At 68.3% G+C, this 13,044-nt stretch carries 11 protein-coding genes; 8 read left to right on the top strand and 3 right to left on the bottom strand.

From position 1 onward, the window contains the following. Positions 1–73: 73 nt before the first annotated feature. The gene (locus tag ACYVD1_RS25255) at positions 74–544 is read right to left on the bottom strand and encodes a flavodoxin family protein (protein WP_460776988.1); all 471 of its coding nucleotides are present in this window, start codon (positions 542–544) and stop codon (positions 74–76) included. Positions 545–893: 349 nt separating this feature from the next. On the opposite strand from ACYVD1_RS25255, the gene ACYVD1_RS25250 reads away from it, so the two are divergent. The 6 genes from ACYVD1_RS25250 (at position 894) to ACYVD1_RS25225 (ending at position 7,768) form a co-directional block, all read left to right on the top strand. Beyond that, positions 894–1,547, top strand: coding sequence for a hypothetical protein (locus ACYVD1_RS25250; RefSeq protein WP_460776987.1), 654 nt, complete (start codon positions 894–896; stop codon positions 1,545–1,547). 245 nt (positions 1,548–1,792) lie between these two features. Further along, entirely contained in the window at positions 1,793–2,302 is a 510-nt protein-coding gene (locus ACYVD1_RS25245; RefSeq protein WP_460776986.1) for a DUF4352 domain-containing protein, read from the top strand. A 347-nt stretch (positions 2,303–2,649) separates the two neighbouring features. Beyond that, positions 2,650–3,492, top strand: coding sequence for a nitrilase-related carbon-nitrogen hydrolase (locus tag ACYVD1_RS25240; RefSeq protein WP_460776985.1), 843 nt, complete (start codon positions 2,650–2,652; stop codon positions 3,490–3,492). Positions 3,493–3,498: 6 nt separating this feature from the next. Then, the gene (gene hydA / locus ACYVD1_RS25235; RefSeq protein WP_460776984.1) at positions 3,499–4,905 is read left to right on the top strand and encodes a dihydropyrimidinase; all 1,407 of its coding nucleotides are present in this window, start codon (positions 3,499–3,501) and stop codon (positions 4,903–4,905) included. A gap of 12 nt (positions 4,906–4,917) precedes the next feature. After that, on the top strand, positions 4,918–5,928 hold the full coding sequence (locus tag ACYVD1_RS25230) for a TIGR03842 family LLM class F420-dependent oxidoreductase (RefSeq protein ID WP_460776983.1): 1,011 nt from the start codon (positions 4,918–4,920) through the stop codon (positions 5,926–5,928). A gap of 331 nt (positions 5,929–6,259) precedes the next feature. After that, a complete protein-coding gene (locus ACYVD1_RS25225; protein WP_460777005.1) occupies positions 6,260–7,768 on the top strand; it encodes an NCS1 family nucleobase:cation symporter-1 in 1,509 nt (502 codons plus the stop codon). A 72-nt stretch (positions 7,769–7,840) separates the two neighbouring features. Here ACYVD1_RS25225 and ACYVD1_RS25220 read toward each other — a convergent pair whose 3' ends face one another. After that, positions 7,841–8,899 carry a CDP-alcohol phosphatidyltransferase family protein gene (locus ACYVD1_RS25220; protein ID WP_460776982.1) on the bottom strand — a complete coding sequence of 353 codons (1,059 nt, stop codon included), beginning with the start codon at positions 8,897–8,899 and terminating at the stop codon, positions 7,841–7,843. A 150-nt stretch (positions 8,900–9,049) separates the two neighbouring features. Between ACYVD1_RS25220 and ACYVD1_RS25215 the strand changes: the two genes are divergently transcribed. Beyond that, complete coding sequence (locus ACYVD1_RS25215) at positions 9,050–9,301, top strand: hypothetical protein (RefSeq protein ID WP_460776981.1); 252 nt, start codon at positions 9,050–9,052, stop codon at positions 9,299–9,301. Between the two features lie 348 nt (positions 9,302–9,649). Next, positions 9,650–11,776, top strand: coding sequence for an acyltransferase family protein (locus tag ACYVD1_RS25210; protein ID WP_460776980.1), 2,127 nt, complete (start codon positions 9,650–9,652; stop codon positions 11,774–11,776). Between the two features lie 51 nt (positions 11,777–11,827). Here ACYVD1_RS25210 and ACYVD1_RS25205 read toward each other — a convergent pair whose 3' ends face one another. Next, entirely contained in the window at positions 11,828–12,928 is a 1,101-nt protein-coding gene (locus ACYVD1_RS25205) for a DUF6716 putative glycosyltransferase (protein ID WP_460776979.1), read from the bottom strand. Positions 12,929–13,044 lie beyond the last annotated feature (116 nt).

Genomic DNA, 13,044 nt, shown 5'->3' with positions numbered 1-13,044 from the left:
TCGGCGCGGAGCCCGGGATGCTCGCCTGCGGGGGGTGCCCCGGACTCCGGTCGTGCCCAACCGCGGGGAGGGCTCACCCGCGGCCCTCCTCCCGTTCGAGTGCGGCGAGGGCGGTGACCGCGCCGAGTTCCCAGCAGGCCTCGCGGGACTGGCTGTCGGGGCGGCCGGTAACGGTCACCGGGGGCCGGTGGCGTTGCCATCCCATGCCTTTGGTGATGGACTCGACCGCACGGACCGCCCCGGAGGTGTCGTTGCCGCCGTGGACGTACAACGTGTACGGGATCCCCTCCGTGTCCGACTGGGCTGGGTAGTACACGGTGTCGAAGAAGTGTTTCAGGGCGCCGGACATGTAGCCGATGTTGGCGGGGGTACCCAACACCACCGCGTCAGCTTCGAGGAGGTCTGTGACAGTCGCGGACAGGGCCGCCTTGACCTGCACGCGCACGCCTTCGATATCGTCGGTGCGGGCGCCGTCGAGCGCCGCGTCCAGGAGCTCCTGGGTCGCGGGCGAGACGGTGTGGTGAACGATGAGCAGTCGTGCCATGCCCCCACAGTAGGCAGTCGCACGGCACGGAACCTCCGCGCGTCCGACGGCGTCAGAACAGTCGGCACGAACCGGCCGGACCTGCCCTTCGGCTCAGCACTCCCCCACCTACGGGCCCGGCGGGTTCACCCGTCCCTGGCACACGGCCCGGTCACACACTCCCATCACCAGCTCCACTCGCGGAAGAAAGCCAAGGACCGCCATGAATCAGCCTCCTCCGCAGGGCCCCTATGACGGCCCGCCAGGTATGCCTCCCACCGGCGGTCAGCCCCCCATGGGCCCGCCGCCCGGCGGGATACCCCCGGGTGGGCCACCGCCCGGGGGGATGCCCCCGGGTGGGCCACCTCCCATGGGCCCTCCGCCCGGGGGCCCCTACGGAGGCCCGCCGCCCGGAGACCCGTACGGCAGCCCCTACGGACCGCAGACGCCCCAGAAGAAGACCTCACCGTGGCTGTGGGTCAGCCTTGGCTGTGGCGGACTCTTCATCATCGGGCTCGTGCTGGTCCTCGTGCTCGTATTCGTCGTCGGAGACAGTGACAGCGACAGCGGTACGGGCTCGGAAACCTCGACCAGTGACGAAGGCGCCGGTAGCGGTGACCGTTCCAACCCGGACATGCCCGGGATGAACGAGCAGGTCGAGCACGACGGCATCGTCTTCACTGTCACTGGTATCGAAACCGGAGTCACCGACGTGGAGGGGCACCGCCCCCAGGGCGAATACGCCGTAGTGGACATCCAGGTCCAGCCGGCGGACGACGTCCCCGTCACCTTCTGGCTCGACGAGCAGCACCTGTACACGAACTCCGGCGAAGCGATCGCGGAGGACTACCTCGCCACCCTGGAATACGGGGGCATCAACGGCATGAACGTCCAGGTGGGCCCGGGCGACTCCGAGGAAGTATCCGTCATCTTCGACGTGTCCGACACCTCGGAGATCTCCCACGTCGGACTCAGCGCCGAGACGTACGGCGGCAACGAGGTGGACATCGACGTGACCGGCTGACCCGACCGGTCGACGATCCTTGTTCGAGCGGGCCGCCGGCGTTCCCGGCGGCCCGCTTCCGTCCCCCGGAAAGGGCTTCAATGCAGCACCCCCCGCACGGCCACCCCAGCCACCACCACGGACCACCCGGCCCGTATGGGGCACCCGGCCCACCCGGCCACCGACCTCCGCCCCACGGCCCACCGGGACCCCACCAGCGTCCCAGGGCAAGCAAGTTCCGAGTCGCCCTCAGCATCGTGCTGAGCGTGGGCGCCGCAACTCTCGTGGTAGGCGCGGTGATCGCCTTCTCTCTCTTCGATGTGAGCTTTGACCGCGGCCCCGTGGCAGGCGTCGGCGAAACCTTCGAAGTCAATGACCGGCTCGTCACCGTCCTCGATGTGGAAACCGGGATCGAGCAGGTCAGCGACGAAGGCAACCACAACACGGCCGAGCCCGTGCACGAGTTCGTCGCCCTGGAGATCCACATTGAGTACATCGGGAACAGATCTTCGGTGGACTGGATGAGCCAGGAAACCGCTCTCTACTCCGGCTCGGACACACAAGTGGCTGACAAGGACATCGACGCCACACTCTGGGGCAACCCCCGGGAGGGCCCGGACGATCCACCCTTCAGGCTCCAGCCCGGCGAGGAGGGCACCTTGCGTTTGTTCTACGACGTTGCAGACACGTCTGCCATGAACTACCTGCGGTTCGGGAGCCGTGCCAACACGGGCGACGAAGTCCTCATCGACCTGAACGGGCCCATCCACGACTGACACGGGGCCGTAGCCCAGAGTCATGTGTGCGGACGCATGAAAAATCGTCCATGGAGGGCGGTGAAACCTGTCAAATCCTCTAAATCAATACCGCCACACAATGGACATTGATCCCCCTGAGGCACGAATGCGAATGTCATTAACCCGCTCGTATCACCCTCGTAGGGATGTCGGACATTGACCCGCCATTCCCCTCGTACCTAAGGTGCGTCCTCTACAACGCGCCAAACCCGCTCGCACCGGATGCCCCACCGGCACCACCAGCGGTGCGAACAGGCCAAACGCGGATGCCAAGCGTTCTCCGCCGCCCCTGAACCGGGCGGCTCTCAAAGAGGAGCGAGGGAACCATGCCGCACACCGTCCGGGCCGCACTCGTCCAGAGCGAGTGGACCGGGGACTCCGAATCCATGATGGCCGCCCACGAGAAATACGCGCGGGACGCCGCCGCTCAGGGCGCCAAGGTCATCGGCTTCCAAGAGGTCTTCAACGCCCCCTACTTCTGCCAGGTGCAGGAGGCCGAGCACTACCGCTGGGCCGAAGCCGTTCCCGACGGCCCCACCATCACCCGGTTCAAGGCTCTCGCCAAGGAGCTGAACATGGTGATGGTCCTGCCGGTCTTCGAGATCGAGAAACCCGGCTTCTACTACAACACCGCGGCCGTCGTCGATGCCGACGGAAGTTACCTCGGCAAGTACCGCAAGCACCACATCCCGCAGGTCAAGGGCTTCTGGGAGAAGTACTACTTCCGTCCCGGAAACCTCGGCTGGCCGGTGTTCGACACCGCCGTCGGGAAGGTCGGCGTCTACATCTGCTACGACCGCCACTTCCCCGAGGGCTGGCGCGCGCTCGGCCTCGCCGGCGCCCAGATCGTCTACAACCCCTCGGCCACCCACAGGGGCCTGTCCGCCTACCTGTGGAAGCTCGAACAGCCCGCCTCCGCCGTCGCCAACGCCTACTACATCGCGGCGATCAACCGGGTGGGCCAGGAAGAGTACGGCGACAACGACTTCTACGGCACCAGCTACTTCGTGGACCCGCGCGGGCAGTTCGTCGGCGACGTCGCCTCCGACACGAAGGCCGAGCTCGTCGTGCGCGACCTGGACCTCGACATGATCGACGAGGTCCGCCAGCAGTGGGCCTTCTACCGCGACCGCCGACCGGACGCCTACGGACCACTGGTGGAGGGATAACAACCCATGACACGAACCCTCATCAGCGGTGGCCTCGTCGTCACCGCCGCCGAAGAGCTGGAAGCCGACGTCCTCGTCGAGGACGGCAAGGTGGCGGCCCTGGCACTACGGGGCAGCGAACCCGCACAGGCCTGGGCCCGGGGCGACGCCGAGACCATCGACGCCACCGGCCACTACGTCGTCCCGGGCGGCGTCGACGGCCACACCCACATGGAGATGCCGTTCGGCGGCACCTACGCAGCGGACACCTTCGAGACCGGCACCCGTGCCGCGGCGTGGGGCGGAACCACCACCATCGTCGACTTCGCCATCCAGCGGCCGGGCGAATCCGTGCGCTCCGGAGTGGACCAGTGGATGGCCAAGGCCGACGGCAACTGCGCGATCGACTACGCCTTCCACGCCATCCTGTCCGACGTCAACGAGTCCTCGCTCAAGGAGATGGACGTCCTCGTCGACGAGGGCATCACCTCGTTCAAGCTGTTCATGGCCTACCCCGGGGTGTTCTACAGCGACGACGGCCAGATCCTGCGCGCCATGCAGCGCGGCGCGTCCAACGGCGCACTCACGATGATGCACGCCGAGAACGGCATCGCCATCGACGTCTTGGTCGAGCAGGCCCTGGCCGAGGGTAAGACGGACCCGCGCTACCACGGCGAGGTCCGCAAGACCCTCCTCGAGTCCGAGGCCACCCACCGCGCCATCCAGCTGGCCCGGGTCGCCGGGTCGCCGCTGTACGTCGTGCACGTGTCCGCGGACGAGGCCGTGGCGGAACTGTCGCGGGCCCGCGACAAGGGCCTCAACGTGTTCGGCGAGACCTGCCCGCAGTACCTCTTCCTGTCTACGGACAACCTCGCCGAACCCGACTTCGAGGGCGCGAAGTACGTGTGCTCCACCCCCCTGCGCCCCAAGGAGCACCAGGCCCACCTGTGGCGGGCCCTGCGCACCAACGACCTGTCCGTGGTCTCCACCGACCACTGCCCGTTCTGCTTCACCGGGCAGAAGGACCTGGGCGTGGGTGACTTCTCCAAGATCCCCAACGGCATGCCCGGCGTGGAGAACCGGATGGACCTGCTCCACCAAGCCGTGGTGGAGGGCCGCATCAGCCGCCGCAGGTGGATCGAGCTGGCCTGCGCCACCCCCGCGCGCATGTTCGGGATGTACCCGAAGAAGGGCACGGTCGCGCCGGGTGCCGATGCCGACCTGGTGGTCTACGACCCGGGCGCCGAACAGGTCATCTCCGCCGAGACACACCACATGAACGTGGACTACTCCGCCTACGAGGGCAAGCGGGTGACGGGCCGGGCCCGCACCGTGCTCTCGCGCGGCCGCGTGATCGTGGACCGCGGTTCCTACCTGGGCCGGGCCGGAGACGGCCGTTACGTGCCCAGGTCCACCTGCCAGTACCTGGTCTGAGGGGGACGGCACATGGACATCGGACTCGTCCTACAGACGGACCCGCCCGCCGAAACACTGGTGGAGCGGATGGTGCGCGCCGAGGAGAAAGGGTTCACCCACGGGTGGACCTTCGACTCGGTGGTGCTCTGGCAGGAGCCCTTCGTCATCTACAGCCGCATCCTCGACCGGACACGGAACCTGGTCGTCGGACCCATGGTGACCAACCCGGGCACCCGCACGTGGGAGGTGACGGCCTCGCTGTTCGCCACCCTCAACGACATGCACGGGAACCGGACGGTCTGCGGGATCGGCCGCGGGGACTCGGCGATGCGCGTGGCGGGCCGCAAGCCCGCCACCCTGGCCCGGCTGTCCAAGGCGATGACCGCCATCAAGGACCTCGCGGAGGGCCGTGAGGCGGACGTGGACGGCGCCCCGATGCACCTGCCGTGGGTGCGCGACGGCTCGCTCCCGGTGTGGATGGGCGCTTACGGGCCCAAGGCCCTGGACCTGGTCGGCCGACAGGCGGACGGTTTCATTCTGCAGCTCGCCGACCCCTACCTGACCGAGTGGATGGTCAAGGCGGTGCGGTCTGCCGCGGCGGACGCCGGGCGCGACCCCGACGAGGTGAAGGTGTGCGTCGCGGCCCCCGCGTACGTCACCGACGGCTCTGAGGCGGGGCAGGCCCACGGACGTGAGCAGTGCCGCTGGTTCGGGGGGATGGTCGGCAACCACGTCGCCGATCTGGTCTCCCGGTACGGCGAGCACTCCGACATGGTGCCCCAGGAGCTCACCGACTACGTCAAGGCCCGCGAGGGCTACGACTACAGCCACCACGGACGGGTCGACAACCCGGACGCCGACTTCGTGCCCGACACCATCGTGGACCGGTTCTGCCTGGTCGGCCCGGTGGAGGCGCACGTGGAGAAGTTGGCGCGCCTGCGCGAGGCGGGCGTGGACCAGTTCGCCGTCTACGCGATGCACGACGACGTCGACGGCGTCATCGACGCCTACGGGCGCGACATCATCCCCGCCGTGCGCTGAGCACGCTCGGTCACCCGCAACCGGGCCGGGTCCCGCCCAGAGCGGACTCGGCCCACGGGCCACCACTGCGCCGGTCACTACGGCGCCGGGCAGCGCAGCCGGTCATCGCGACCCCGGTGAAGTGCGAAGATATGCGGTGGTCTGCCCGCTTTCGGACATGACCGGCCCCACCTTGCCCCCGCCAGCGCGGGCCCAGTGCCGCACCCAAGCACACCGCTCCCCGTCAGTTCCTCCGAAACACAGGTGTCCCGTGTCCACAGTGCCCTCCAAACCCGAGCCGCCCACCACCGCGTCGACCGCACAGGTCACGCACCCCGATGGCCGGGTGTCGATGCCCGAAGGCACCACCCTGCCCGACAGCCCCTTCGTCAATGACGACCTCCAGCCCGTTCCCATGTCGAAACGGACCTGGGGCACCGGCAGCTTCACCGCGCTGTGGGTGAGCATGTCGGTCAGCATCCCCGCTTGGACTCTCGCCAGCGGGCTGATCGCCGCCGGGATGGACTGGCGCCAGGCGATGGTCACCATCGTCCTGGGCAACGTCATCGTCCTGCTGCCGATGGTGCTGACCGGGCACGCGGGCGCCAAGTACGGCATCCCGTACCCCGTGTTCGCCCGCGCCTCCTTCGGCCTGCGCGGCGCGAACCTGCCCGCCCTGCTCCGCGGCGCGGTCGCCTGCGGCTGGTACGGCATCCAGACGTGGATCGGCGGCCAGGGCGTGTACGTCCTGGCCGGCCGCCTCTTCGGGGACGGATGGATCAACGCTGCCGAGTTCGGTGGCAATCCGTGGACGCTGTGGCTGTCCTTCGGGGTCTTCTGGCTGGTCCAGGTCGCGATCATCCTCTGGGGCATGGAGGGAGTGCGCAAGGTCCAGGTGTGGGCCGCTCCGCTCATGGCCGTGGGCGGCATCGCCCTGCTCGTGTGGATGGCGGCCGAAGCCGGCGGCTTCGGTCCGATGCTGGCCCTGGACAACGGGCTCGGCGGCGGTCTCGACTGGGGCCCGTCCTTCTGGGCGCTGTTCTTCCCGTCGCTGATGGGTGTGATCGGCTTCTGGGCGACCCTGACCCTGAACATCAGCGACTTCACCCGGTTCGCCGCCACACAGCGCGCGCAGGTCGTCGGCCAGTCTCTGGGCCTGCCCACGACGATGTCGCTGTTCTCGCTGATCGCGGTGATGGTGACCGCCGGTACCGCCGTCGTGTACGGCGCACCGCTGTGGAACCCGATCGACGTCGTCAACGAGATGGACAGCGGCATCGGCCTGCTGTTCGCCATCTTCGTGGTGCTGCTGGCCACGGTCTCCACCAACATCGCGGCCAACCTGGTCGGTCCCGCCTACGACCTGGCCAATCTCAAGCCCAACTGGATCAGTTTCCGCACCGGAGCGGTCATGACGTCCTTCCTCGGCGTGCTGATCTTCCCGTGGAGGCTCATCGAGGACGAGAACGTCTACATCTTCATCTGGCTGGGCACCGTCGGCGGCCTGCTCGGCGCGGTGGCGGGTATCCTGCTCGCCGACTACTGGCTGCTGCGCCGTACGCACATCAATCTGCCCGCCCTGTTCACGCCCGGTAGCGAGTACTGGTACTCGAAGGGGTGGAACTGGCGCGCGATGGTCGCCTTCGGGGTCGGTGCGCTGCTGGCCGTGGGCGGCTCCAACTCCCCCGAGGGTGAGGGACCCTTCCCGACCGAAGGCATCATCCCGGTGCTGGCCCCGCTGGCCGACTACGGCTGGATGATCGCCCTCGCCAGCGCGTTCCTCCTGCACTGGGCGCTGGGTCGGTTCTTCCCGGCCCACCCCAGGCTGGAGCATGCCGAACGGACGGACGGCCCCGCCTGACCCCTCCGCGCCACCGCGCTGCCAGGGCGCCGCTCCACTTCGGTGGGGCGGCGCCCTTCAGGCGGTCGGGTGTCAGGCGACCGGCTGCCGCTCGCCGTCGAGTTCGAGGCTCGCCATCACCTTGTTGATGTCACCGGTCACCCGGGTGAACTCCCGGGTGGAGAGCCACAGCTTGTAGATGATGAGCAGCTCGAAGGCGAACATCATCGCGGCGGACGCCGCGATGGTCACGAGCATTCCCGTGATCGAGACCATGCCCACCAGGGGCGCCACGATGAACACGCCCATCTGGTATTCGATACCGCTGAACAGGTGCGGCCGGATCCGGTTCTCCCGCAGGGTCTCACGGACTCTCCGGTACCAGGGGAAACGGCGGTCGAAGCCCTGCTGCAGGGCAGTTCGCTGGATCTTCTTCGCCTTGCCCGTGGGGGTGGCGACCGCGCCTTCCTCTGCCTCGACGCCCTCTGGTGCCTCGGTGGCGGCGGGGGCATTCACCCGCTCGGGGCCGCCGATCGAGACGGCGTCCTCGTCGTCGCCCAAACCCTCGTCCGAGCCGAAGCGCGCGGCGGCGCGGCGCACGCCGCTGGTGTCCTGGTCGGCGCTGCGCTCCTCCACCTCACGGATCGACTGGGCCATGTGCCGCCGCATCGCGGAGCGCACCTTCGCCATCTGCGGCGAGTTCAGGTAGCGGAACATGTCGGTGAAGACGATGCCCAGCAGGAACCACAGGAAGACCGGGTTCTCGGTCTGGATGAACTGGCCGCCCATCAGGGCGACGGCGCAGAAGAGGACTCGGATCCGGTCGAAGACGTAGTCCAGCCAGCTGCCGAAGACCGAGCCGTTGCCCTTGAGGCGGGCGATCTTGCCATCCATGCAGTCGAGCACGAAGCTCAGGTGGAAGAGCACTGCTCCGGCGAGGAGCCAGTACCAGTCACCGAAGAAGAAGCAGACCGCCGCCACCAGTCCGAGAAGCAGGGCGGCCAGTGTCAGCTGGTTCGGGGTGATCGAGGTCCGGTTCGCCGTGAACTTGACCAGACGCGAAGCCAGGGGATCGACGAGCCATACCGTCCACCACGAGTCACGCGGCTTGTAGGTCTGCTCTTGTACGTCAAGAAGCGTGAAGTTGGGCATTCCTGGGACTCCTGGTGTGGCTCGCGGGGCGGGATACCCCTCGGGAAGAGGTGCAAGGTGGGCACCGTCCTACAGCTGGTCAGGGCGCCTCCCTGCGGCGGAACCGGGGAACCACGACCCGGTCGGTCGGATGGGATGGCGCGGGGGAATGTGTCAGAAACCGCTTTCGAGGGGGCCGCGGTCGAGGTGGACGGGAGAACGGACACCGAAAGTGCCGTCATCGTCGTAGAAGAACTCCTCACCCTCTTCATACACGTCGTCACAGCCTGGGCAGTTCACGTGGGGGATGCCTCTCGGGTAGCGGTGTCACCTGAGAGGGGTGACGCCTCTCCGCCCTGGACGGTTGTCCAGATCACGACGTATGTCAGAAAAAGTGATGAATCGATGATGAGCGCAGGGTGAATTGTGACGAGAACGCGACTCATCGCAGGTCATGCCTGCCCGACGAGCGTTACGCGAGGATCCGGCCGACGCACGATCGTGTCGGCCTGAACGGTGTTCGGTTCACATCGGAGCGCCGACTGTGACTGAGCACACGCGTTCGCGCTGCTCAGGGCTACACATTCACACAGATTTCATCTCGACTCGACAACATGACCGCGCCCGAACGCGGGTCACTCCCCCCGGGTGCTGATACTGGACCGGCAGGGCATCTCCCTTAGGCGCCGCGCCATAACCAGCGGGCTCCTCTAAGTGCCGCTTGACCGTCTGGCCCCCTGCCTTCACCTCCTTCGAGCCCGAGGCTGCCCCGTGTCCGTTCCTGCCCTGAACAACGTCACCGACGCCGTCGCGTCACCGGTGACCGCGAAAAGCCGTCGGCGCCCCGACATCGAAGGGCTGCGCGCAGTCGCCGCCCTCCTGATCGCCGTCTACCACATCTGGTTCGGCACGGTCTCGGGTGGCGTCGACGTCTTCCTGCTGCTCACCGGCTTCCTCATCACGGGTTCGCTGGTCCGCGCCATGGAGCGCGACGGCCGCATCGCCTTCGGGGCCTTCTGGACCAAGCTGGTCAAGAGACTGTTCCCCGCGGGCGCGGTCGTGCTGGGCGCCGTCCTGGTGATGGCCTACCTGTTCTTCCCGCGCTCGCAGTGGATGACGGTCATCGACGACGTGCGTGCGGCGGCGCTCTACTACGGGAACTGGCACCTGGCGCTGGGGTCGGTCGACTACATGGCGGAGAACGCCGCGGCCAGCCCCGTGCAGCACTTCTGGTCCCTGGCCATCCAGGGGCAGTTCTACCTGGTATGGCCGGTCCTGATCACCGCCGCCGGCCTGCTCGCCATGTGGCTGGGCGCGCGGATCCGACATGTCGCGGCGGCCGCCGTGGGAACGGTGTTCGCGGTCTCTTTGGGCTACTCCCTGTGGATCACCTCCACCGAGCCGGTGTGGGCCTACTTCGACACCGGGGCGCGCTTGTGGGAGCTGGCCATGGGCGGCTTGCTCGCCCTGGTGATCCACCGGGTGAAACTGCCGGGCTGGCTGAGCCTCGTGTCCGGCTGGCTCGGGCTGGTCGCGCTGGTCCTGTGCGGGTTCGTGATCGGCGACTCCATCCCCTATCCCGGTTACGCCTCCCTGTGGCCGACCCTGGCCGCGCTGTTGGTCATCCTCTCGGGCGCCGGCAACGCCGAGCCCCACCGCCTGTCCGCGAACCACCTCCTGGGGATGCGCCCCCTGACCTGGCTGGGCGGGCACGCCTACACGCTGTTCCTGTGGCACTGGCCGGTGCTGATCGTCTACTTGGAGCTCACCGAGCGCGTCCGCCCCTCCCTCAGCGGCGGCTTCCTGGTCTTGGGGGCGTCGTTCGCCGCCGCCCTGCTCACCAGCTGGGTGATCGACGGCGGGGTCAACCGGGTGACCAGAAGGCTCCGCACCCCGAGCTGGTCGCTTGCGGCCGGGGTCATCTTCATCATCCCCGTGCTGGTCGGGGGTGCCATGTGGGGCCAGTCCCTCGAACGGGACCGGCAGCTGCGTGCGGAGCTCAGTTCGAACCCCCTCGCCTACCCGGGCGCCGCCGTGCACCTCGACGAGGAGGTCGCCGAGAACCTGCCCGCGCTGCCGGTCTACCCGGACACGAGCACGGCCGCTCGCGACACCATCGACCAGACCGACGAGTGCAACAACGCGACGACCGACGACACCGAAGCCGTGACCTGCGAGTTCGGAAACGTGGGATCCGACTACACGATCGCCCTGGTGGGCAGTTCGCACGTGCGGCACTGGTTCCAGGCGGTCGAGACACTCGCCGACCAGCACGGCTGGCACATGGTCCTCATGACCAAGAACGGCTGCCAGTTCAGCGACCAGGTGCACTACCGCGGCGGCTCAGTGGACGAGGCGTGCGGGACCTGGAACGACAACGTCATGGACGAGCTCACCGAGCTGTCCCCCGACGCCGTGTTCACCCTGGCCTCCCTCACCCCCGGATCCGCCGACGGGGAGGAGCAGATCCCCGAGGGCTTCCTGGAGCGATGGCGGCAGCTGGACGTCATGGGTATCGACACGATCGCGGTCCGGGACACCCCCCGGTTCGACTTCAACGTCGCCGAATGCGTCGACCGCAACTCCCCGGCCGAGTGCTCCGCACCGCGGTCCGATTCCATGGCCCCCGAGGCGCCCTTCAAGAACCTCGCCAACGTCCCGCACAACACGCGTTTCCTCGACATGACCGACTACCTGTGCTCGGACGAGGTCTGCCACGGGGCGATCGGGAACCAGTTGGTCTTCTACGACAACCACCACCTCACCTACGCCTTCTCGCAGTCCCTCGCGGTGGTCATGGAGCCGCACATCCTGGAGGCCACCGGCCACGCCCCCATGGGTGAGCCCACCCTGATGGAGGCGGCCACGGCCCTCCAGAACCAGGAGGCCCATCCCTGATCCAGCCGGTCGTGCACTGGTCGCTGTGACCGGTGCTCGGCCGTACTGCGCTCAGGCCAGGTCGCCCCGGTCGGCGCGCTCCAGCAGGCCGTGCAGGCGTTCCACCCAGTCGTTGTGGTCCGCGGGGTGGAAGTGGTTGTGCTCACCCCAGAACCGGCCCGGCTTGTGGAAGCGGGTGGCGCGCACGTCGGCCAGGGTTCCGAACAGCCCGCTGTCCTCGAAGGCCGCGTTACCCTGCGCCGCACCCACCCCGAAGTCCGTGAGGACGAGGGCGGGAACCCTGTTCCGGATCGCTTCGAGCACGGCGGCCGACCCCACCGCGACGAGTCCACGCGCCGCTTCCAGCTGTGTGGACAGCGCCCCATTGCGGAAGAGCAGAGCGGATTCGGGGGCACGCCCGGAAGCGGTCAGCGCACGCCACGTCTCCAGGTGGCCCCCGGAGGCCTCGCCCTCATACCCCACGTGCACAACGACCTCCAGGTCAGGCCGGTGCCGCGCCACCTCGGACAGGGCGAGGAGGATGCTCTCACGGCCACGCTCCGCCTCCGGGACCCCGGACTGAGCCGCGTACACCACCCGGGTCCTCCGGGTCGGCCCAGCGCCCTCGTGACGGCCGAGAGGCAGGCTTCCCAGCCCCACCTCGCCCGCGATCCCGAGTTTCTCGCCCAGGGCGGCGTACTCGGAAACCTCCCGGTGGCTGTGCGCCACGAGCAGGTCGACCCGTGAACGGTGGAGCCACGTGCCCTCCGCCGCGGGCACCGCGAGCCCGGGCAGGGCGGACACCACCACCGGACGGTAGCGGCGGACGATCGACCGCGTCGACCAGGACAGTGCTTCCACGAGCGGGCCGTCGCAGTTGAGGACCACGACGTCCGGTCGGCGCCGCAGCACGAGCTTGCGGATCTGCCGCCCGGTGAGGACGGGGACGCGCAACCCTGACTGCCGGGTTCCCTCGGTCTCGGCACGGATCCTGGCCGGTGAGGGCGTGGCCTCGGAGCGGACGACGGCCAGCCCCACGGTGTTCCCGCCGCCGGAGAGGGGCTCGATCATGGCGACGGACGTCCTGACCCGGTCGGCGGAGTCGGCGACCGCGAGGACCGTGATCGGGCCGGTCCGGTTCTCGGATCGGCCCCATGAAGGGGTGGGGGACACGAAGCCGTCTCCTTGGCACTCGGGGTGAACCAGCCCAGGCTACCCACGGACGGTAAGCAGACTGGAACCCTCGGGGCCCACGAGAAAGGGTGCAACGCCGGTCGTGCCTCGTGGCG

It is taken from the genome of Nocardiopsis nanhaiensis (assembly GCF_054778635.1).
Note: the sequence above shows the minus strand (reverse complement) of the source record. Positions and strands in the feature narration are given on the sequence as shown.

What these genes read in the sequence shown, in the direction of transcription:
- ACYVD1_RS25250 (WP_460776987.1), top strand. Translation starts at nt 894, where the DNA reads ATGGGCCCTCCGCCCGGGGGCCCCTACGGAGGCCCGCCGCCCGGAGAC.
- hydA (WP_460776984.1), top strand. Translation starts at nt 3,499, where the DNA reads ATGACACGAACCCTCATCAGCGGTGGCCTCGTCGTCACCGCCGCCGAA.
- ACYVD1_RS25240 (WP_460776985.1), top strand. Translation starts at nt 2,650, where the DNA reads ATGCCGCACACCGTCCGGGCCGCACTCGTCCAGAGCGAGTGGACCGGG.
- ACYVD1_RS25255 (WP_460776988.1), bottom strand. Translation starts at nt 544, where the DNA reads ATGGCACGACTGCTCATCGTTCACCACACCGTCTCGCCCGCGACCCAG.
- ACYVD1_RS25220 (WP_460776982.1), bottom strand. Translation starts at nt 8,899, where the DNA reads ATGCCCAACTTCACGCTTCTTGACGTACAAGAGCAGACCTACAAGCCG.
- ACYVD1_RS25230 (WP_460776983.1), top strand. Translation starts at nt 4,918, where the DNA reads ATGGACATCGGACTCGTCCTACAGACGGACCCGCCCGCCGAAACACTG.
- ACYVD1_RS25225 (WP_460777005.1), top strand. Translation starts at nt 6,260, where the DNA reads ATGCCCGAAGGCACCACCCTGCCCGACAGCCCCTTCGTCAATGACGAC.